The organism is Nonomuraea sp. NPDC050540, from assembly GCF_044457485.1.
Taxonomy (GTDB): domain Bacteria; phylum Actinomycetota; class Actinomycetes; order Streptosporangiales; family Streptosporangiaceae; genus Nonomuraea.
The window spans coordinates 546,922-565,838 of the sequence record NZ_JBITHA010000002.1 but is presented as its reverse complement, the minus strand read 5'-3'; the positions used below and the strand labels follow the sequence as shown (position 1 = coordinate 565,838).

Here is an 18,917-nt window from a genome sequence, read left to right as displayed (position 1 = left end):
GGAACACTGCGCACTTTACCGAGCGATGGGCCTGGAGTCAGCGCCTTCGCTCAGGAGATCGGTCCGGCGTCCTCTTTCCACCAGTTCAGCAGCACGGCGCGTTCGAGGGTGTTGAAGGCGAACCCCTGGATCTTCAGCTTCTCGTTGGTCCACGAGAGGTAGGGCCGTCCCGCCCTGCTCTCGCCGCACAGCAGCCGCCCCGCTGTCTTGCCGCCGACCGAGTACGCGTTCTCGCCGACGAAGGTGCGCGACTCGATGTCGCACGAGCCTTTGGCCGGGGCGATCGCCTGGTAGTTCCGCCGCATCGAGGCGGCGTCGGGGAACTGGTAGTAGAAGACGACGCCCGCGCCCGAGGTGGGGCCGCACGCCACCGCCGTCACCTGGGCGCCGGGCACGTTGCTCTTGATCTGCTCAGCCGCCGGCCGCAGGCAGTTGACGCGGGAGGCGGCAGGAACGCGGTCGAGCAGGCTCTTCTCCCGCTCGGTCGGGAAGGGCGGCTCGGCCTGCGTGTTGACCGCCGCGATCACCGTGTCGATGGTGGGGGAGCGCGACTCCTCCCACCAGGTGATGAGGGCCTGCGCGTCCTTGCCGGTGGCCCTGCCCATCAGGAGCAGCGGCTCGACGGTCCACTCGACCGTGGGCGTCTCGTCCTTGTAGCAGAGGATCTCGCCGAGGTGGGCGCTCTTGTTGTCGTAGGTGGAGTTGCTCAGGAACTTCGCGGGCTTCTCGTCCGGGCAGAAGGCGTCCGGCGCCTTGGTCCTGCCGACCTGGCCGGTGTGGCTGCGGCGCAGGCCGTCCAGGCTGGCGAAGCGGTAGTAGGAGACGTCGTCGGCGCCCTTCTCGTCCGAGGCGCAGTCCACGCCGGTGACGACGTCGCGGAACTGGTCGAGCGTCCCGGCCATCGCCCGCTCGCAGTCCGTCTGCCCGATCAGGCGCATGACCTCCTTCTCCGGCGGAGCGGGGAAGGCCGGTGCTTCCGTCCAGGTGCTCCAGGTCTGCTGGAGTTTGAGCTCGTCGGCGGCGCGGCTCTCCATCCTGGCCATGGTCCTGTGCTTGTCGTCGGTCCACACCAGCCAGGTCACCGCGTTCCGCTCGAAACACAGCAGCCGGCCACGGGGAGCGCCGATGCCGGGGTAGCGGTGCTCGGCGCCCGACGCCTTCGAGCAGTCGCCCTGCGCACGGGGTACGCCCGCCTGCCGCAGGGTCTGGTCGTAGGCCTGGCCCAGGGCGGAGTCGGAGGCGTACAACCCGATCTGCACGGTCCGCCCCGACGCCCGGCACGACAGCGACGCGGCCGACAGCGGCAGGCCCGCGCCGTCGCCGGCCCGCTCGCACGTCCCGCGCAGCGCGGCGGGCACGCGGGCGAGCGCCGCGGGATCGTCGGACCACGGGCGGGCGATCAGCGTGATCACCGTGACGACCACGACGGCGAGAGCGAGCGCCGCCCAGACCATCCCGCGCGGGCGTGCGCGGACGGGACGGGGAGCGTCGGGGCCGGCCAGAGCCGTGGCCAGGGCGCCGCAGGTGTCGTAGCGGGCGCGCGGCTCCTTGGCCATGGCCTTCTGGACCACGCCGTCGATGCCGGGGCCGAGGTCGGGACGGTGGTCGGTGACCTTCGGCGGTGTCTCGTGCAGGTGCGCCCACAGCACCGCCGACGGCTCGCGGTGCGGGAACGGCTTCTCGCCGGTCAGGCATTGGTACAGCACCGCGCCCAGGGCGTAGACGTCGGTGCGCCGGTCGATCGGGCCGGACCTGAACTGCTCCGGCGCCGCGTAGTCCATCGTGCCGAGGAACTGCCCCTCGGTCGTGAGGGTGGTGGCCGACTCCATCTTCGCGATGCCGAAGTCGCACAGGTACACGTGGTCGGCGGTGTCGATGAGGATGTTGCCCGGTTTGATGTCGCGGTGGATCAGGCCGACCTGGTGGGCGGCGTCCAGCGCCGAGGCGACCTGGCCGACGATGTGCCTCGCGCGCGCGAGGTCGAGCCGGCCGCCGGTGCGGATCAGCTCGCCGAGATCGCCGCCGTTGACGTGCCTGAGCACGACGTAGACCGCGCCGTTGATGTCGCCGCTCGCGTACACGGGGACGATGTGCGGATGGTCCAGGCGGGCCGCGGTGGCCACCTCGCGCGTGAACCGCACGCGGAAGCTCGGGTCCTTCCTGGCCAGGTGCGGGTTCATCACCTTCAGCACCACGCGGCGCGGGAGCGTGAGGTCCTCGGCCAGGTAGACCGAGCTCATCGCGGTCTGCGAGATGATCCGGACGATCCGGTAGCCGGGTAGCTGCCGCATCACCTCGTGCGGTGATGAGAACCAGTCGACCGTGGAGTCCACGCCTGTCCCTCCGAACGCCGGAATCGTGCCGCCCGCGGCCCGCGCCGGCGTGGTGTGGTCTTAGCATCGCGCGTTCGGGACCGGTCCCCGGGCGGTTTCGTCACACCGGGGACCCGTCCCGGCGCGCAGGGTGCATCCTGGGCTCGCCGAACCGATGAAAGGGGCTTCCATGCACCGGACGACCATCACCGCTCTGACCCTCGCCGCCGTGATGGCCGCGGCGTCGTTCGCCACCCCGGCGAGCGCCGCGGCGAAGCCGAACCTGCGCGCCTGCTACGACGGAAAGTGCAAGATCACGATCACGAAGCCGGTGAGCTTCCGCGTGGCAGCCCGCTACCGCCTGTCCCGGGTGTGGGTCTCCAAGGTGTACGCGTTCAACCAGGACATGGTGCGGGTGGAAGGACCCGGCGTCGCCACGACCCTCGGCGAAGGCGCCAGCGGGGGCATCAACAGCCTGAACGTCCGCGTCCTGTCGATCACCGACCGGGGCGCGACGGTCCGCTTCGAAGGCTGACGACCCGGCGGATCAATCCCGCTTGTACATCCGAATGATCTTGCCCTTGGCGTCGGCGGCCAGGTACGCGCCCCCGTAGTCGTCGCTGAGGTAGACGAGGATCGCCGGCTTGGGCGGGCCGTTGAACGGCCAGCCCGGCTGGACGATCACGTAACGGGAGGTCGGCTTGTCGATGCCGAGCCGCTTCTCCGCCGTCTTGAACAGGGACGGCAGCGCCTCCCAGTTGAGCGAGCTGAGCTGGACGGTCTTGTCGAGGCTGGACATGGTGCCGCCCGAGCCCTTGTTGACCTCGCCGTCGCGGTAGTCCCAGGTGTCGTAGAGGGACTTCTTCCCGCGGACCGGCGCCTTGGCCGAGGCGAACTGCTCGTGCACCGAGAAGTCGCTGAACACCTTGCTGCCCGAGGCCTTCTCCATGGCGGCGATCACCTGCCGGATGCGGCCGGGGGTGAGCAGGGGGCTGGTGTCGGGGACGGGCGCCTCGGTGACCGGGGGATCGTCGTCGTCGCCGACCTTGGCGGAGGCGGACGGTCTGCCGCTCGCCGCGGTGTTCGGCCGGGTGGGATCGTCCGACGGGCCGGGGGCCAGCCACTGGGGGACCAGGATGACGCCCGCCACCGCGAGCGCCGCCAGGACGACCGCTCCGGCCACGAGCGGTCCCGAGCCGCGCCGGCGCCGGGTGGACTGGGTGGCCCACCCGTGCACGTTCGGGCCGGTGGGCAGGCCGTAGACGGGCTGCTGCGGCGGCGGGTAGCCGGGCTGGGGCGGGACGTGCTGCTGGGGCGGGGCGTGCTGGGGCGGGGCGTAGGCGGGCGGCGGCGTCGTGTACATGGGCGGGGCCATGGCGGCGTCGGCGAGCATCGCGTCGAGGCGGGCCGGGTCGGGGCGCGTGGCCGGATCCGGGTTGAGCAGGGCGGTGAGCACCGGGGTCAGCGGGCCGGACCGGCGCGGCGGCGGGACCCGGCCGTCCAGGACGGCGGCGAGTGTCGCCAGCGGGGTGTCGCGGCGCATCGGGTGGGTGCCCTCGACGGCCACGTACAGCAGCATGCCGAGCGACCACAGGTCGGAGGCCGGGTTGCCCTCCTGCCCGCGCAGCCGCTCCGGCGCGATGTATTCGGGCGAGCCCACCAGCTCACCCGTGGCCGTCAGGCCGGGCGAGTCGTACAGGGCGGCGATGCCGAAGTCGGTCAGGACCGGGCTGCCGTCGGTGCGCAGCAGCACGTTGGCGGGCTTGACGTCGCGGTGCAGGATGCCGGCGGAGTGCGCGGCGCGCAGCGCGGCCAGGATCCCGCGGCCCAGCATGGCGGCCTCGGCCGGCGGCATGAGCTCCTTGGCGATGCGGTCCTGGAGCGAGCGGCCGGGCACCAGCTCCATGACGATCCACGGGTGCGGCGTCTCCGGGGTGTCCACGATGTGGTGGATGGTGACCACGTTCGGGTGGTGGAGCCTGGCCAGCGCGCGTGCTTCCAGCAGGATCCTGTCGCGCATCATCCGGGCGCGGCCGGGGTCGTCGTCCAGCGGGCCGTGCGGACGGACCTCCTTGAGCGCGACTTCTCGATGGAGCGCCAGGTCGCGGGCACGCCAGACCGTGCCCATGCCGCCGCTGCCGAGCCGGTCAAGCAGCTCGAAACGACCGTCGATCACCTTTTGTCCGGGGGTCACGCGCCAAAGCTTAGAGCCCGTGGCGGTCGTCGCGCGCGGTGACTTCGCCCACCGGGATCACCGGTGCCGTGCGGAGACCTTCCGGCGTGGCCGAGAAGTTCGATCGCGCCGCCGGACAGCACTCTGACCAGGGCGCCGGTGGCGAAGAGGCGCTCGCCGCCGCCGCGGGGGTCGGGGACGAAGCGGGTGGCGGTCAGGGCCGGGTCGCCGTGGTAGCCGCGGGCCAGGCCGGGGCCGCCGGCGTACAGGTGGCCGGTCGTGGCCGGGTTCAGGTCCTCGTCGAGTACGCGGACGCGGGTGCCGTCGATCGGCCGGCCGATCAGGATGGTCGCGGCGGCGCCCTGCGAGACCAGGTGGCTGGTGACGAAGGCGGTCATCTCGGCGGCGCCGTACAGGTTGATCAGGGCCGATCGCGGGTGGGCGCGCACGAACGCTCGCGCGTGCGCGGGCGAGAGCACGCCGCCGCGGGTCAGCACTTGGCGCAGCCCTGCCAGGTCGGGCAGGCGCTCCTCGACCATCCGGTGGAACGACCACGTGGACAGGAACGCCGTGGTCACCCGCTCCTCGCGCAGCAGCGCGCCCAGCTCGTCCGGCGACGTACGCCCCGGCGGCGCGACGACCAGCCGGGCGCCGTTGGCCAGCGCGCCCCAGATCTCGAAGGCGGCCGTGTCGCGGGTGACCGGCGAGGCGTGCAGGACGCTCTCCCCGGCGTTCAGGCTGACGTACGCCGGATCGTGCACGAGCCGCGTGATCCCCGCGTGCGGGACCGACACCCGCGGCGCCAGCACGCAGGCCAGGTTGCCGGGCCGGACGGTCGGCAGCGGTCCCGGCGTCCCGTCCCCGTCCCCGTCCAGCGTCCGCGCGGTGATCGCCAGATCCGTGGACATCAGCCCGCAGGGCACGTACGCGCCCGCCGCCTTGAGCACCGCCAGCGCGGCCAGCACGAACTCCGCCGACCGGTCCAGCAGCACCCCGACCGGCGTCTCCGGCCGCACGCCCCGCGCGATCAGCCGCCTGGCCAGGCGCTGCGCCCGGCTGTTCAGCTCGCCGTAGGTGAGCGCGGCGCCGTCACAGGCGACCGCGACCCGGTCCGGCCCCGCCAGGGCGTGAGCGGCGACGAGCTCGTGGACGGGTGTGTACATGTCGGGACTCCAGGAGGTCGGCCGGACCTCACGAAAGCACCGCCCAGCCGCCCTGTCCTTGTCAAAATACGCGCCCCGCCGGAGATGATGTGCCTCATGCGTACTCAAGTAGGGATCATCGGCGCGGGCCCCGCCGGGCTGTTGTTGTCCCATCTGCTCCACCTGCGCGGCATCTCCTCGGTGGTGCTGGAGCGCCGCTCGCGCGAGTACGTCGAGCGCCGCGTCCGTGCCGGGGTCCTGGAGCAGGGCACGGTCGACACGCTGGTCGCGGCCGGGGTGGGCGAGCGCCTGCTGCGCGAGGGCCTGCCGCACGAGGGCATCGAGCTGAGGTACGGCGGCGCCGCCCACCGCATCCCCTTCGAGAAGCTGGTCCCCGGCCGGCGCATCACCGTCTACGGCCAGCAGGAGGTGGTCAAGGACCTGATCGCGGCCAGGCTCGAAGCGGGCGGCGACCTGCGCTTCGAGGTGGACGACGTGGAACTCCACGACCTGACGGGCGCGCCGTACGTGACGTTCGGCGGCGACCGGCTCGACTGCGAGGTGATCGCCGGCTGCGACGGCTTCCACGGGGTGTCCAGGCCGTCGATCCCGGAGGGCGTGCTGACGGTGTTCGAGCGCGAGTACCCCTTCGCCTGGCTCGGCGTGCTGGCCCGGGTACGCCCGTCGGCCGAAGAGCTGATCTACGCCAGGAACGAGCGCGGCTTCGCCCTGCACAGCATGCGCTCGCCCGAGGTCAGCCGCTTCTACCTCCAGGTGCCGCCCGACGCGGATCTCGCAGACTGGCCGGACGAGCGCGTCTGGGCCGAGCTGAAGGCCCGCCTGGAGACGGTCCCCGGCTTCACGCTGGAGACGGGCGAGATCATCGAGAAGGGCGTCACGCCCATGCGCGGCTTCGTCGCCGAGCCCATGCAGTACGGCCGGCTGTACCTGGCCGGCGACTCCGCCCACATCGTCCCGCCCACCGGCGCCAAGGGACTCAACCTGGCCGTGGCCGACGTCAACGCCCTCACCGAGGCGCTGGCCGCCTACTTCGCCACCGGCTCCGCCGGGCTGCTCGACGGCTACTCGGCGGCGTGCCTGCGGCGCGTGTGGCGGGCGCAGCACTTCTCCTGGTGGATGACGACGCTGCTGCACACCTTCGACGACGAGGACGCCTACGCCCGCCGCCTGCAGCTGTCCTACCTGGACTACGTGACCTCATCGATGGCCGCCGCGACCACGCTGGCCGAGAACTACGTGGGACTCAGCTGAACAGCCCGTGGCAGTGGTGGGCCAGGAAGGAGGTCAGGCCGGGCACGGCCACCAGCGCGGCGGGGCCCGCCAGCAGCCCGGCGACCGTCAGCAGCCCGGACAGGCGCTCACGGCGTTCGAGCGGCTCGTGCGGGTGGAGCATGCGGCGCACTCTGGTCAGGGCCGTCTCGCCGCCGGCGGCCAGCGCGAAGGCGGGCACGCGGCCGGTCGCCAGGCCCACCAGCGCGGCGGCGATGTGGATGCGGTGGTGCCGCCTGGCCGCCATGTCGTCGGCCAGCAGCTCGACCAGCCTGGCCAGCTCCGCCCGCGCTCGCTCGAACAGCGGCACCCGAGGGAAGGCCCGGGTGAGGATCTCGGCCCCGGCCAGCACGAGATGGTGGCGCCCGCGCAGGTGGGCGTGCTCGTGGGCGAGGACGGCGGCCACCTGGTCGGAGGTCAGCGACTCCAGGGCGCCGGTGGTGATGACGGTCTGGGCGCGGCGGCCGGGCAGGCAGTAGGCGACGCGCTCGGCGTGCTCGACCACGACCGCGCCGAGGTCGCCGTCGGGCCGGCCGAGCAGGGTGAGCATCTCGGCATGGCGGCGGCGTTCGCGGCGGGTGCGCAGCACCACGTCGGCCACCGAGTAGGCGAGCCTGGCCACGATGAGGGCGGCGCCGGCCAGCCCGGCGCGCACCCCGGTCAGCGAGAGGTCGGGCAGTTCCGTGCAGGCCTCGAAGAAGCGGGCCAGGCCGTGGCCGATCAGGTCGGTGGGCACCGCGAGGGAGATCGCGGCCAGCAGCGCGGCGGCGACGGCGGAGAAGCCGGCCGCCTGCCACATGCCGATCGCCAGCCGGGGCGCCCTGGACGTCCACGACGCCCGGCCGAGCAGGCGCGGCAGCAGCACGGCGGCCACGACCGCGTAGAGAGCGAGGAAGAGCGGGACGATCACTGCTTGCGGCCTCCGGGCGGGAAGACCTGCAGCGCCGCCTCCAGCGCGGTGGCCTCCTCGGGGGTCAGCCGCTCCAGGAAGTGCACCAGCGTCGCCGCCTGGTTGCCGCTCGCGGCCAGGGAGTCGCGCATCAGCTCGGCGGTGTAGGCCTCCTTGGAGGCGACCGGCTCGTACACGTAGGCGCGGCCGACCGGCTTGCGCTTGAGCAGGCCCTTGGTGTGAAGCTTGTCCATCACCGTCATCACCGTGGTGTAGGCGATCTCCCTGTCCTTGCGGAGGTCTTCGAGCACGTCACGCACCGATGCGGGCTTGTGGTAGGCCCACATCCTGTCCATGATCGTGGACTCGAGTTCTCCCAGGCCGCGCTTCATGCGCTCATGCTACCGAGTTCAGTGGGGCACGACCCCGGCCGCCAGGACCCTGCGGTAGGCGGCCAGCCGGTCCTCGACGCTGTCCAGACAGCAGCTTGAGCATTTCACCGCCTCGGCCGAGGTGTAGTAGAGACAGCAGGTGCGGCGGAGGTAGAACAGGCCTTCGCGTTCGCCCTCGCGCAGCCGTACCACCTCGCCGAGGGGGTCCAGCACCGGCGCCGCGGCGAGGAAACGCCGGTAGGCGGCGTGCAGGACGTCCACGTCGGCCCCGAGGCGGCTGGCGATGCAGAAGGCGGCGGCGCAGCCGTGCGCCACGCCGCCGTTGAGCTGGCGCAGCCCGGCCCTGGTCCGTGTCCGCATGGCCTGGGCCAAGGGCAGCAGGTGCTCGTTCAGCACCCATGAGACGAGTGTGTCCAGCGATCCCGGGCGCACCTCCGGCTCGCGCAGCGCCACCGCCTCGAAGCCGTGGTGCGGCGACAGGCGGATCGCCACGTTCGGCGGGCGCATGTCCACCAGCACGTCCTCCAGGGCCCAGGCCAGTAGCGCGGAGGCGGTGACGGTGCCGGAGTAGACGGCCATGACGGTCAGCGCTGTCGCGTGCTCCGACACCTGCCCGCTGGCCGTCCGCTCGGCCTCCAGGACCTGCCCGAGTTCGTCGGAGCCGGGATCGAGGAGGCGGTCGCAGGCCAGCCAGCCGGCTCCGGTCAGCCCGGTCTCCAGCCGGTACCTGTCCCCGAAGGAGGCCAGGCGGGCGAACACGTCTCTCACCGCACACCCACCGTCTGGAGATCCCGTCCCCCGGGTCGGGGAGGCGAGCCGGAACGGTCGGACACGGTGGTCTCCCGGGTTCGTCGGCGGTGGTCACATGGGTGGGAAGGTGCCATCCAGGCCGGGGAGGACGTCAATTCAGCAGCTCCTGCGTGTAGGGGTGGGTGGGTGCGGCGGCCAGGTCCGCCGCCGGGCCGTGCTCGACGATCTCGCCGGAGCGCAGCACGACGATCCTGTCGCACGCCTGGACGGCCTCGCCCAGGTCGTGCGTGACGAAGACGACGGCGAGGCCGCGTCCCGAGGCCAGGGAGCGCAGCGTCGTCGCGATCCCGGCCCTGGTCGAGACGTCGAGCATCGAGGTGGCCTCGTCGGCGATGAGCAGCACGGGCTCGCCGGCCAGCGCGCGGGCGATGGAGACGCGCTGGCGCTGGCCGCCGGAGAGCTGGCCGGGGAAGCGGCGCAGGAACTCCCGATCGCACGGCAGCCCGGACGCCTCCAGCGCGGCCAGCACCTTCTCCTCCCGGTCGCCCGGCGTGCCCGAGACCACGAGGGGCTCGGCGACCAGGGCGCCCACCCGCATGCCCGGGTGCAGGGAGTCGTAGGGGTCCTGGTGCACGAAGCCGATGCGCCGCTGCAGGAGCCGCAGCGCCTTGCCGCGCCGGCCGGTCAGCTCCTCGCCGTCCACCCACACCCGGCCCGCCGTGGGCTTGATCAGGCCGAGGGCGATCCTGGCCAGCGTGGACTTGCCCGAGCCGCTCTCTCCGACCAGGCCGACGATCTCGCCGGCCCGCACCTCCAGGTCCACGCCCTTGAGCGCCTGGACGCCGCGGCGCCGGTAGACGTGGCGGATGCCGGTGAGGGTGGCGGCGGCCGTACCGGCTGAGGGGGTGGAACGCGGCACGACGGGATAGACGGGCGCGCCGGGGTGGTGGCAGGCGAGGCCGTCCACGAGCGGCGGGTCCACGTCGTGGCAGGCGTCGAGCGCGAGCGGGCAGCGCGGCGCGAACCGGCAGCCCGCCTGAGCCTGGCCGAGCGGGGGCGCGGAACCGGGCACGCTGCCCCAGGGGATCGAGCGGTCGGTGGCGGGGGTGGCCGTCAGCAGGCCGAGCGTGTAGGGGTGGCGTGGCGGCGCGCCCTTGGGACGGACCTCGGCCAGGCGGCCCGCGTACATGACCGCCACCCGGTCGGCGTGCGGGGCCAGCGCGGCCAAGTCGTGCGAGACGATCAGCATGCCGATGCCGAGCGAGGACAGCAGCGCGAGCACCTGGCGTTGCACGATCGCGTCGAGCCCGGTGGTGGGCTCGTCGGCGACCAGCAGCGACGGCTCGCCGGCCAGCGCCAGCGCGATCGCCACCCGCTGCCGCTGCCCGCCGGACAGCTCGTGCGGGTGGCAGGTGAGATGTTCGGCGCCGAGCCCGACGCGGTCGAGCAGCTCGCCCGGCCGCGCGCGGCCCCCGTGCAGGGCGAGCATCTCCTCGATCTGCGCGCCGACCTTGTGGACCGGGCTGAGCCCGGTCATCGCGCCCTGGGGCACGATCGCGATCCTCCGCCCGCGCACCCCCGCCCAGTCGGTACGGCGGGCGAGGTCGTCCTCCCCGAGCATCGCGGAGCCGGTCACCTCCGCCGAGCCGGGCAGCAGCCCGAGCAGCGCCCTGGCCAGCGAGGTCTTGCCGCAGCCGCTCTCACCCACGAGCGCCACGATCTCGCCGTCGCCGACGTCCAGGCTGACCCGGTCGACCGCGGGCAGCCCGTCGTAGTGGACCGACATCCCGGTGATGGAGAGCATCAGGCGGGCACCTCCTTCAACGCCGGGTTGAGCCGTTCTTCGACCGCGGTGCCGATCAGCGCCAGCGCCAGCACGCTCAGCGTGATGGCCAGGCCTGGCGGCAGCGCCCACCACACCCACGCCTCGGACAGGAAGACGCCGTTGACCTGCACCCAGTACAGGGTGGTGCCCCAGCTCGGCGCGGTGGGGTCGCCGAGGCCGAGGAAGGACAGCGTGGCGTCGTAGAGGATCGCCCGCATGGCGGCGCGGACGAACACCGGGATGAGCAGCGGCCCGATCAGGTAGGAGCCGTGCCGCAGCAGCAGCCACCAGCGTGGCGCGCCCATCGCCCGCGCGACCTCCAGGTGGCCGCGCGACCATGCGGTCAGCATCCCGGCACGCAGCACCCGGGCCGGAACCGGCCACATGAGCACGACCAGGATGGCCACCCTGATCCCGAACGACTGCCCGAGGAAGGCGGCGGCCAGGATGAACAGGATCAGCTCCGGCAGGATGAGCATCACGTCGATCGAGCGCATGATCAGCGAGGACAGCCATCTGGGCCCGATGGCGGCGGCGCCGCCGATGACCGCGGCCAGCGCGGTGACCACGAGCGCCACCAGGAAGCCGAGGCCGAGCGAGGTGGCCGCGCCGACGAGCAACTGGTCGAGGAGGCTGCGGCCGAGGTCGTCGGCGCCCAGCGGCAGCCCGGGGCCGGGCGGGGCGTACGGCTCGCCGATACGGGCGGTGCCCGCGGAATCGGGCAGGAGCAGGCCGTAGACGGCGGCGGCGGTGATGGCGGCCAGCAGCGCGAGGCCGGCGCGCCCCTGCCCGCCGAGCGCCCTCATGACCGGGCCCGCGGGTCGAGCAGCGGGTAGGTGGCGTCGGCGATCGCGTTCATCGCCACCACCATGAGCGTCAGCACGAGGAAGGCGCCCTGCATCAGCGGGTAGTCGCGGGCAGAGATCGCGCCGAACGTGAGCCGCCCGAGCCCGGGGTAGGCGAAGACGGTCTCGATGACGATCGAGCCGCCGGCCAGGAAGCCGATCTCCATGAGCACGATGGTGTGCACGGGCAGCAGCGCCGGCCGCAGCGCGTGCCTGCGGACCAGCCTGCCGTACGGCACACCGCGCGCGTGGGCGTGCTGGACCGGTTCGCTGGTCAGCACGGTCAGCATCGAGGAGCGGGTGTAGAGGAAGAAGTAGCCGAGGCCGGTCACCACCAGCGTGGTCACCGGCAGCACCAGGTGCGCCAGGGTGCCGGCGCCGTAGGTGGGCAGCACGTTCAGCCGCACTCCGAACACGACGATGAGCAGCATGCCGAGCCAGAACGCCGGCAGCGAGTCGAGCACGATGGCGGTGCCGAGCAGCCCGGCGCCGCCGCCTCTGCGCCTGCGCAGCGCGCCGAGCACGCCGAGCGCGACGCCCAGGACGCAGGTGATGACGATGCTGGTGCCGACCAGCAGCAGCGTCCAGGGCAGGGCCTCGCCGATGGCCTCGGTCACCGGCCGGCCGTCCGAGAGGGACGTGCCGAGGTCCAGGGTGAAGACGCCGGTCAGGTAGTCGGCGAACTGCTCGGGCAGCGGGCGGCCGAAGCCGTACTCCTGGGCGATCTGGGCGCGTTCCGCCTCGGTCAGCCTGGACAGCGCCTCGGGGCTGCCGAAGAGCTTCATCGGCCCGCCCGGCAGCGCCCTCGGCAGCAGGAAGTTGAGCAGCAGCGCGATCACCACGACCGCGCCGTACTCCAGGAGCCGCCTCATCCGACGAACGAGCCGCTGTGCAGGACACCGAGGCCGTTCTGCCAGGTCCAGCCGCCGTAGGCGTCCTTGCGGTAGGCGTAGGCGCCGTTGCGGTAGTAGAGGGTGAGGAAGGGGAGCTGCTCGGCGATCTTCCCCTGGAGCCCGGCCGCTGCGGCGGCCCGCTTCTCCGGCGTGGTCGTGGCCTTCAGCTCGTCGATGGCCTGGTCGACCCCGGCGTCGGAGAAGCCGCCGATGTTGAGGTTGCCGTCCTCCGGGTCGCTGTCGAAGAGCGAGACGATCTGGCTGCTGGTCTGCATGACCGGCGCCGACCAGCCCCACATGGTCAGGTCGTAGTTGCGGCCCTTCTTGACGTCGTAGTCGGGCCAGACCTTGGTGTCGAGCGAGTCCGGGTCGAGCGAGGTCACCTTGATCTCGACGCCGACGTTCTTGAGCATGTCGCGGATCAGCTCGGCGCTGCGCAGCCGGTCGGTGGAGGTGCTCTGGACGAGCAGCTCGTAGCTCATGGGCTTGCCGTCCAGGGTTCTGACGCCGCCGGGGCCCGGCTTCGCGCCCAGGGCGTCGAGCTCGCGCTTGGCGGCCTCGACGTCGAACAGCGGGGGCAGGGCCGGGCCGCCGACCGGGGACTCGGGGTGGACGAAGCCGGGATTGCCCGGTGTGCCCTGGCCGAGGAGCGCGGTCTTGACGAGGTCGCGCACGTCGACGGCCTTGGCGAGGGCCCGCCGTACCTCGGCCCGGTCGAAGGGCGGGCGGGTGGTGTTGAACTGCAGCATCGTGGAGGCGAACTCGGTGCCCTCGGCGATGCCGATGTTCGGCTGGCTCTGCAGAGCGGCGCGCTGCTGCGGTGGCACGTTCCTGACCGACAGGGCGACCTCGCCGGTGCGCAGGGCGGCGAACTGGGTGGTCTCCTGCGGGATCACGTTGACCTTGACGGTGTCGACCTTGGGCTTGCCGCCGAAGTAGCCGGGGTTGGCGGTGAGCGTGTAGCCGCGTTCCTTGTCGTAGGAGGTCAGGCGGAAGGGGCCGGTGCCGATCGCCTTGTCGGTGCCCGCCTCGTTGACCTTGGTCACCGACTCCCACAGGTGCTCGGGGAGCACGGCCATGTCGGACAGGATGCGCAGGGGGAACTCGGGGTCGGCGGCGTCGAGCGTCATCGTGACCGCGTCGCCGTCCGCTTTGACCTCGCGGATCGGGCGCACGTCGATCGCGGAGTCGCCGGAGAGGTTCTTGCGGTAGAACTCCACGCTGAACACCACGTCGGCGGCGGTGAACGGCCGGCCGTCCTGCCAGGTGACGCCGGTGCGCAACGGCAGCCTGAACACCTTGTTGTCGGTGGTCTCGACCGCGGTGGCCAGCGAGGGCGCCAGGCCCTCGCCCTTCTGGACCAGCAAGGTGTCGAAGATGAGCTTGACCAGGTTGTCGCCCGGGTAGCCGCTCTCGTTGGTGAAGGGGGTGAGGGTGCCCTCGTCGGAGGAGATCGCGATGGTCACGGTTTTGGCCGCCTGGGCGGCGGGTCGTTGGGCCGGTGCGCCGCTGCACGCGGCCAGCGTCGCTACCAGGGCGAACACGAGAACGGCAGAGTATTTCACGGAACCTCCGGGGGGTATGCGAGGTCGTGGGGAGCACTCTAGCCAGGAAATCCGATGATGAGTAGTAGTGACCGGTTTCTTTCCCGCTCAGCGGCTGACGCCCTCCGACGTCGGCCGGAGGAGGTCGAGGTCGGCGCGGCGGGGCAGCGACTCCCAGTCGCCCTGCGAGGTCACCGCGAAGGCGCCCGCGGCGCAGGCGGTGCGCAGACGCCGGTCCGGGTCGGCCCCGGCCAGCCAGTCCGCCAGCCAGCCGGCCGCGAAGGCGTCGCCCGCCCCCACGGGGTCGACCTCGGTCACCTTGTACGGCTCCGCGTGCCGTACCTGGTCGTCGGACAGTTCCATCGCCCCCCGCGCCCCGAACTTGAGCAGCACGTGGCGCGGCCCCAGAGCCTTGGCCAGCGCGACGGGATCGGCGGGATCGTGGGTGTCGGCGATCAGCCGCGCCTCGTCCTCGGTCGCGAACACCACGTCCACGTCGGCGATCACCGAGCGCAGCCACGCGCCGGCCTCCTCGCGCGTCCACAACGCCCTGCGGTAGTTGACGTCGAGCGAGACGAGGACGCCGGCCGAGCGGGCCGCGTCGATGGCGTGCCGCACCGCCGCCCTGGCCGAGGGGGAGAGGGCGGGGGTGATGGCGGAGACGTGCAGGACGCGGGCGCCCGCGATGAGCGCGGGGTCGAGGTCGGCGGGGGACAGGCGGGAGCCGGCGCTGTCCTTGCGGTAGTAGCGCACGTCGATGTGGTCGGCGGTGCGCCTGCCCTTGATCATCAGGCCGGTGGGCGCGTCCGGGTCGGGGATCGCGCGGGCGTCCACGCGCTCGGCGCGCAGGGTCGAGGCGATCAGCTCGCCGAACTCGTCGTCGCCGACCCGGCCGACCCAGGTGACGTCGTGGCCGAGCCGGCTGACGCCGATGGCCACGTTCGACTCGGCGCCGCCCAGGCCGAGGTCGAAGTCGCGGGCGAAACGCAGCGGGCCGGTCCGCCTGGCGGCGAACAGGGCCATGGTCTCGCCGAACGTCACCAGGTCGGTCATCGTGTGGACCCCAGCTTTCTCGAGATGCGGGCGGCGGCCTCCGCCACCATCGGGCCCAGTTCCCGTACCCGCGCGGCGGTGATGCGCGAGGTGAGGCCGGAGACCGAGATGGCGGCGCTGACCGTGTCGGTGTGGTTGAAGATGGGCGCGCCGACGCAGCGCACCTCGGGTTCGTTCTCGCGGTCGTCGACGGCGTAGCCGCGCTGCCTGACGCGGGTGAGCTCGCGGCGCAGCCGTTCGTGGTCGGTGATCGTGTGCTTGGTCATCGCGGGCAGGTCGTCGGGGATGGCCGAGTCTGGCTGCCAGGCGAGGATGGCCTTGCCGACGGCCGTGGAGTGCAGCGGTCCGCGGCTGCCGATGCGCGAGGCCATGCGGACGGTGGCCTGGTTCTCGACCTTGTCGATGTAGACGACGTGGGGCGGGTCGTAGACGACCAGGTGGACGGTCTCGCGCACCTCGGCGACCAGGCGGTGCGACTCCTCGGCGGCGACCGCGCGCAGGTCGAGGGTGGCCAGGTAGGCCTGGCCTAGCTGGAGCGTGCCGTGGCCGAGCCGGTAGGCCCCGGTCTTCCTGTCGCGTTCCAGGAGCCGGGCCTCGATGAGCGGCGTGGCCAGCCGTAGCACGGTGCTCTTGGACAGGCCGACCGCCTCGGCGAGCTGGGTGAGCGTCAGTCCGCTGTGGGCGCGCACGTGGTCGAGGACCAGGAGCGCGCGGCGCAGGGAGGCGGACTGGTTGCGGTCGGGCACGATCGCCAAATTACGGCGAAGCATGCGTTGATGTCACATTCTGCAGCACCTCGTTGTGCATTGCACAACAAGTCGTGACAAGTCTTTTCGACTCAGGGAGAGCTTCCTAGTGTCGGCGCCAAGGAGGCAATAGTGAAGTTTCTTTACTGTGCCGCGGCCCTCTTGGCGCTCGCGGCCTGCGCGCCCTCCACCGCCCCGACCACGGGCGGCGGCGACGAGAAGACCGGAACGCTGAACGTGTGGCTCTACGACGAGCCCAACCGCGCTCCGAAGGACAAGGTCATCCAGGAGGCGATCAAGGAGTTCACCGCGTCGCACGCCGACGTCAAGGTCCAGGTCAGCTGGGTCCCGACCACCCCCGCGCGCCACGAGAAGTTCAAGGGCGCCTTCAACGACCCGGCCAGCGCCCCCGACGTGGCCGAGTACGGCAACACCGACCTGGCCGAGTACGCCGCCGCCGGCGGCTTCGCCGAACTCGACCTGACCGGCGAGGACCTGGGCGCCGACCTGGTGAAGTCCGCGACGGTCGACGGCAAGGCGTACGGCCTGCCGTGGTTCATCGGCATCCGCGCCCTCTACTACCGCACCGACGTCTTCGACGAGCTGAAGCTCAAGCCGCCGACGACCATCGCGGAGCTCACCGAGACCGCGCGCACGATCCGGGCCAAGAAGCCCGACCTGTACGGCATAGCCGTGGGCGGCGAGTACACCTTCGGCGCCCTGCCCTTCGTCTGGGACGCCGGCGGTGACATCACCACGCTCGACAGCCCCGAGTCCCGCAAGGGCGTCAAGGCCTACACCGACCTGCTGTCCGACGACATCTGCCCCGCCCAGGCCTGCGCCTCGCTGACCGGCGGCAAGACCGTCGAGCTGTTCGCCAGCGGCAAGGCCGCCATGGGCATCCTGGGCAACTTCAGCCGCTCCGCCGTGGACGCGGGCGCCGCGGCGGGCAAGTACAAGGTCATCCCGCTGCCCGGCGCGGCCCCCGGCTCGATCGCCCCGGCCTTCGCCGGCGGCAACAACCTGGGCGTGATGAAGAACGCCAAGCACCGCACGCTGGCCAACGACTTCGTCAAGCTGCTCGGCGGCAAGGCGTACCAGGCCAAGATGTACGAGGCCATGGGCAACCTGCCCACGCTGACCGGCGTACGGGAGGAGCTGGCGGCCAAGGACCCGTTCCTGAAGCCGTTCCTCGACACGGTGGCCAAGGGCACCAAGTTCGTGCCGATCGACCCGGCCTGGGTGAAGATCGACAACGGCAAGGTCATCCCGACGATGCTGCAGAAGGTCGCCACCAAGCAGGCGACCGTCGAGGAGGCGACCACCGAGGCCGCCGCCGCGGTGAAGGCCGCCTTCGGGTGACGCGCGTCTCACGAGCCAGGCCGTGGGTGTACCTGCTGCCCACGGCGGCCGTGCTCGGGCCGATGTTCGGCTACCCGCTCTACATGCTGGGCCTGCTGTCGGTCTTCGACTACCGGCAGGCCCAGGTCAGCGGCGGGGAGCCGACCCGGTTCCTGGGGTTCGGGAACTACGCGAGGCTTCTGTCGGACGAGCGCTTCTGGAGTGTGCTCGTCCAGACGGTGGTCTTCGCGGCGGCGCTGGTGCTGGCGACGCTCGTCGTCGGCGCCGCGCTCGCGATCGTCATGGACAAGGCCGCGCCGTGGGCGCGCACCACGCTGTCGCTGGCGGCGCTCGGCGCGTGGGCGGCCCCGGCGATCACCGGCTCGACCGTGTGGATGTTCCTGTTCGACGCGGACCTGGGGCTGGTCAACCAGGTGCTCGGGCTCGACGGCTACAACTGGTTCTACGACAAGTGGGTGACGTTCGGAGTGGTCGGGGCCACGGTCGTGTGGCACTCGTTCCCGTTCGTGATGGTGACCCTGTACGCCGGGATGAAGGCGATCCCCGGCGAGGTCCTGGAGGCCGCGGCCCTGGACGGCGCCTCAGCGGTGGGCACGTTCTGGCGCGTGACGATGCCGATGCTCAGGCCGCTGGTGACGATCGTGGTGATCCAGTCGATCATCTGGGACTTCAAGATCTTCACGCAGATCTACGTCATGACCAACGGAGGCGGGATCGCGGGCCAGAACACCGTGCTCAACGTCTACGCCTACCAGACGGCCTTCGGCTCGTCGGAGTACGGCCTCGGGGCCGCGATCGGGGTGGTGATGGCGCTGATCCTGCTGGCGGTGACGCTGGTCTACATCCGCGCGCTCTACCGGACGGGGGAGAAGCTGTGAGGGGCCGCTGGATCGCCAACGCGGTGGCGCTGGTGGTCGCGCTGCTCACGGCCTTCCCGCTCTACTGGATGGCGCTGTCGGCGCTGAAGCCGGCCGGTGAGATCCAGTCGCTGGACGTACGCCCGTGGACGGCCCACCCGACCCTGGAGAACTTCGCCCGGGTCCTGACCGGCGAGGGCTTCGCCCGCTATCTCCTCAACAGCGCGCTGGTGGCGCTGGCGGTGGTGGTGCTGTCGGCCCTGATCGCCTTCCTCGCGGCGGTGGCGGTGACGCGCTTCAACTTCCGCTTCAGGACCACCGTGCTGATCATGTTCCTGATAGCGCAGATGGTGCCGGTGGAGGCGCTGACGATTCCGCTGTTCTTCGTGGTGCGCGACCTTCAGCTGCTCAACACGCTGGGCGCGCTGGTGCTGGTGCAGCTGGCGTTCTCGCTGCCGTTCGCGATCTGGATGATGCGCGGGTTCGTGGCGGCGGTGCCGGAGGCGCTGGAGGAGGCGGCCATGATCGACGGGGCGGGCCGGGCCACGGTGCTCTGGCGCATCCTGTTCCCGCTGGTCGCGCCGGGACTCGTGGCGACCAGCGTGTTCTCCTTCATCACCGCGTGGAACGACTTCATCTTCGCCAGGACCTTCATCATCTCCGCCAAGGAGAACCAGACCCTGCCCTCGGCGCTGCTCGTCTTCTTCAAGCCCGACGAGAACGACTGGGGCGGGATCATGGCCGCCTCGACGCTGATGACGATCCCGGTGCTGATCTTCTTCGTGGTGGTCCAGCGCAGGCTCGTCTCGGGACTGGGCGGCGCGGTGAAGAGCTGATGGCGTGA

The 18,917-nt window shown here is 71.8% G+C and carries 17 protein-coding genes; 5 read left to right on the top strand and 12 right to left on the bottom strand.

Annotation, left to right across the window (positions count from 1 at the left end):
• Positions 1-50: 50 nt before the first annotated feature.
• Positions 51-2,333, bottom strand: coding sequence for a serine/threonine protein kinase (locus tag ACIBI5_RS08970; protein WP_397244768.1), 2,283 nt, complete (start codon positions 2,331-2,333; stop codon positions 51-53).
• A gap of 169 nt (positions 2,334-2,502) precedes the next feature.
• Here ACIBI5_RS08970 and ACIBI5_RS08965 point away from each other — a divergent pair, with 169 nt between their 5' ends.
• A complete protein-coding gene (locus tag ACIBI5_RS08965; protein WP_397244766.1) occupies positions 2,503-2,847 on the top strand; it encodes a hypothetical protein in 345 nt (114 codons plus the stop codon).
• Positions 2,848-2,859: 12 nt separating this feature from the next.
• On the opposite strand, the gene ACIBI5_RS08960 is transcribed toward ACIBI5_RS08965, so the two are convergent.
• Both ACIBI5_RS08960 and ACIBI5_RS08955 read right to left on the bottom strand, forming a co-directional pair.
• Positions 2,860-4,506 (bottom strand): serine/threonine-protein kinase, encoded by a 1,647-nt coding sequence (locus tag ACIBI5_RS08960; RefSeq protein WP_397244764.1) that lies wholly within the window; start codon positions 4,504-4,506, stop codon positions 2,860-2,862.
• Positions 4,503-5,648 (bottom strand): AMP-binding protein, encoded by a 1,146-nt coding sequence (locus tag ACIBI5_RS08955; RefSeq protein WP_397244762.1) that lies wholly within the window; start codon positions 5,646-5,648, stop codon positions 4,503-4,505. Before ACIBI5_RS08955 ends, ACIBI5_RS08960 begins: the two co-directional genes overlap by 4 nt.
• 96 nt (positions 5,649-5,744) lie before the next feature.
• On the opposite strand from ACIBI5_RS08955, the gene ACIBI5_RS08950 reads away from it, so the two are divergent.
• Entirely contained in the window at positions 5,745-6,899 is a 1,155-nt protein-coding gene (locus ACIBI5_RS08950; RefSeq protein WP_397244760.1) for a 4-hydroxybenzoate 3-monooxygenase, read from the top strand.
• Here ACIBI5_RS08950 and ACIBI5_RS08945 read toward each other — a convergent pair.
• From ACIBI5_RS08945 to ACIBI5_RS08905, 9 genes are all read right to left on the bottom strand, one after another.
• Entirely contained in the window at positions 6,892-7,827 is a 936-nt protein-coding gene (locus ACIBI5_RS08945) for a M56 family metallopeptidase (RefSeq protein WP_397244758.1), read from the bottom strand. The two genes, ACIBI5_RS08950 and ACIBI5_RS08945, sit on opposite strands and share 8 nt — an antisense overlap.
• Positions 7,824-8,198, bottom strand: coding sequence for a BlaI/MecI/CopY family transcriptional regulator (locus tag ACIBI5_RS08940; protein WP_184960283.1), 375 nt, complete (start codon positions 8,196-8,198; stop codon positions 7,824-7,826). The genes ACIBI5_RS08945 and ACIBI5_RS08940 overlap by 4 nt, the downstream gene beginning before the upstream one ends.
• Before the next feature lie 18 nt (positions 8,199-8,216).
• Entirely contained in the window at positions 8,217-8,966 is a 750-nt protein-coding gene (locus ACIBI5_RS08935; RefSeq protein WP_397244755.1) for a (2Fe-2S)-binding protein, read from the bottom strand.
• Positions 8,967-9,099: 133 nt separating this feature from the next.
• Positions 9,100-10,752 carry an oligopeptide/dipeptide ABC transporter ATP-binding protein gene (locus tag ACIBI5_RS08930; RefSeq protein WP_397244753.1) on the bottom strand — a complete coding sequence of 551 codons (1,653 nt, stop codon included), beginning with the start codon at positions 10,750-10,752 and terminating at the stop codon, positions 9,100-9,102.
• Positions 10,752-11,579: an ABC transporter permease gene (locus ACIBI5_RS08925; RefSeq protein ID WP_397244751.1), complete on the bottom strand. Its 828-nt coding sequence runs from the start codon at positions 11,577-11,579 to the stop codon at positions 10,752-10,754. The genes ACIBI5_RS08930 and ACIBI5_RS08925 overlap by 1 nt, the downstream gene beginning before the upstream one ends.
• A complete protein-coding gene (locus tag ACIBI5_RS08920) occupies positions 11,576-12,490 on the bottom strand; it encodes an ABC transporter permease (RefSeq protein ID WP_397244749.1) in 915 nt (304 codons plus the stop codon). The genes ACIBI5_RS08925 and ACIBI5_RS08920 overlap by 4 nt, the downstream gene beginning before the upstream one ends.
• Positions 12,487-14,076, bottom strand: coding sequence for an ABC transporter substrate-binding protein (locus ACIBI5_RS08915; RefSeq protein WP_397244747.1), 1,590 nt, complete (start codon positions 14,074-14,076; stop codon positions 12,487-12,489). Before ACIBI5_RS08915 ends, ACIBI5_RS08920 begins: the two co-directional genes overlap by 4 nt.
• Positions 14,077-14,163: 87 nt before the next feature.
• Positions 14,164-15,108 carry a sugar kinase gene (locus ACIBI5_RS08910; RefSeq protein WP_397244745.1) on the bottom strand — a complete coding sequence of 315 codons (945 nt, stop codon included), beginning with the start codon at positions 15,106-15,108 and terminating at the stop codon, positions 14,164-14,166.
• Positions 15,105-15,878, bottom strand: coding sequence for an IclR family transcriptional regulator (locus tag ACIBI5_RS08905; RefSeq protein ID WP_397244743.1), 774 nt, complete (start codon positions 15,876-15,878; stop codon positions 15,105-15,107). The genes ACIBI5_RS08910 and ACIBI5_RS08905 overlap by 4 nt, the downstream gene beginning before the upstream one ends.
• Positions 15,879-15,986: 108 nt before the next feature.
• Here ACIBI5_RS08905 and ACIBI5_RS08900 point away from each other — a divergent pair, with 108 nt between their 5' ends.
• From ACIBI5_RS08900 to ACIBI5_RS08890, 3 genes are read left to right on the top strand one after another with little or no spacing between them, the layout of a single operon-like run.
• Positions 15,987-17,216 carry an extracellular solute-binding protein gene (locus ACIBI5_RS08900; protein WP_379612327.1) on the top strand — a complete coding sequence of 410 codons (1,230 nt, stop codon included), beginning with the start codon at positions 15,987-15,989 and terminating at the stop codon, positions 17,214-17,216.
• Positions 17,213-18,094: a carbohydrate ABC transporter permease gene (locus tag ACIBI5_RS08895; RefSeq protein WP_379612326.1), complete on the top strand. Its 882-nt coding sequence runs from the start codon at positions 17,213-17,215 to the stop codon at positions 18,092-18,094. Before ACIBI5_RS08900 ends, ACIBI5_RS08895 begins: the two co-directional genes overlap by 4 nt.
• Entirely contained in the window at positions 18,091-18,909 is an 819-nt protein-coding gene (locus tag ACIBI5_RS08890) for a carbohydrate ABC transporter permease (RefSeq protein ID WP_379612325.1), read from the top strand. Before ACIBI5_RS08895 ends, ACIBI5_RS08890 begins: the two co-directional genes overlap by 4 nt.
• The last annotated feature ends 8 nt before the right edge of the window (positions 18,910-18,917 follow it).

Coding starts and splice junctions, on each gene's coding strand:
- ACIBI5_RS08925 (WP_397244751.1), bottom strand. CDS start 11,579: ATGAGGGCGCTCGGCGGGCAGGGGCGCGCCGGCCTCGCGCTGCTGGCC.
- ACIBI5_RS08910 (WP_397244745.1), bottom strand. CDS start 15,108: ATGACCGACCTGGTGACGTTCGGCGAGACCATGGCCCTGTTCGCCGCC.
- ACIBI5_RS08965 (WP_397244766.1), top strand. CDS start 2,503: ATGCACCGGACGACCATCACCGCTCTGACCCTCGCCGCCGTGATGGCC.
- ACIBI5_RS08940 (WP_184960283.1), bottom strand. CDS start 8,198: ATGAAGCGCGGCCTGGGAGAACTCGAGTCCACGATCATGGACAGGATG.
- ACIBI5_RS08930 (WP_397244753.1), bottom strand. CDS start 10,752: ATGCTCTCCATCACCGGGATGTCGGTCCACTACGACGGGCTGCCCGCG.
- ACIBI5_RS08955 (WP_397244762.1), bottom strand. CDS start 5,648: ATGTACACACCCGTCCACGAGCTCGTCGCCGCTCACGCCCTGGCGGGG.
- ACIBI5_RS08950 (WP_397244760.1), top strand. CDS start 5,745: ATGCGTACTCAAGTAGGGATCATCGGCGCGGGCCCCGCCGGGCTGTTG.
- ACIBI5_RS08920 (WP_397244749.1), bottom strand. CDS start 12,490: ATGAGGCGGCTCCTGGAGTACGGCGCGGTCGTGGTGATCGCGCTGCTG.
- ACIBI5_RS08905 (WP_397244743.1), bottom strand. CDS start 15,878: ATGCTTCGCCGTAATTTGGCGATCGTGCCCGACCGCAACCAGTCCGCC.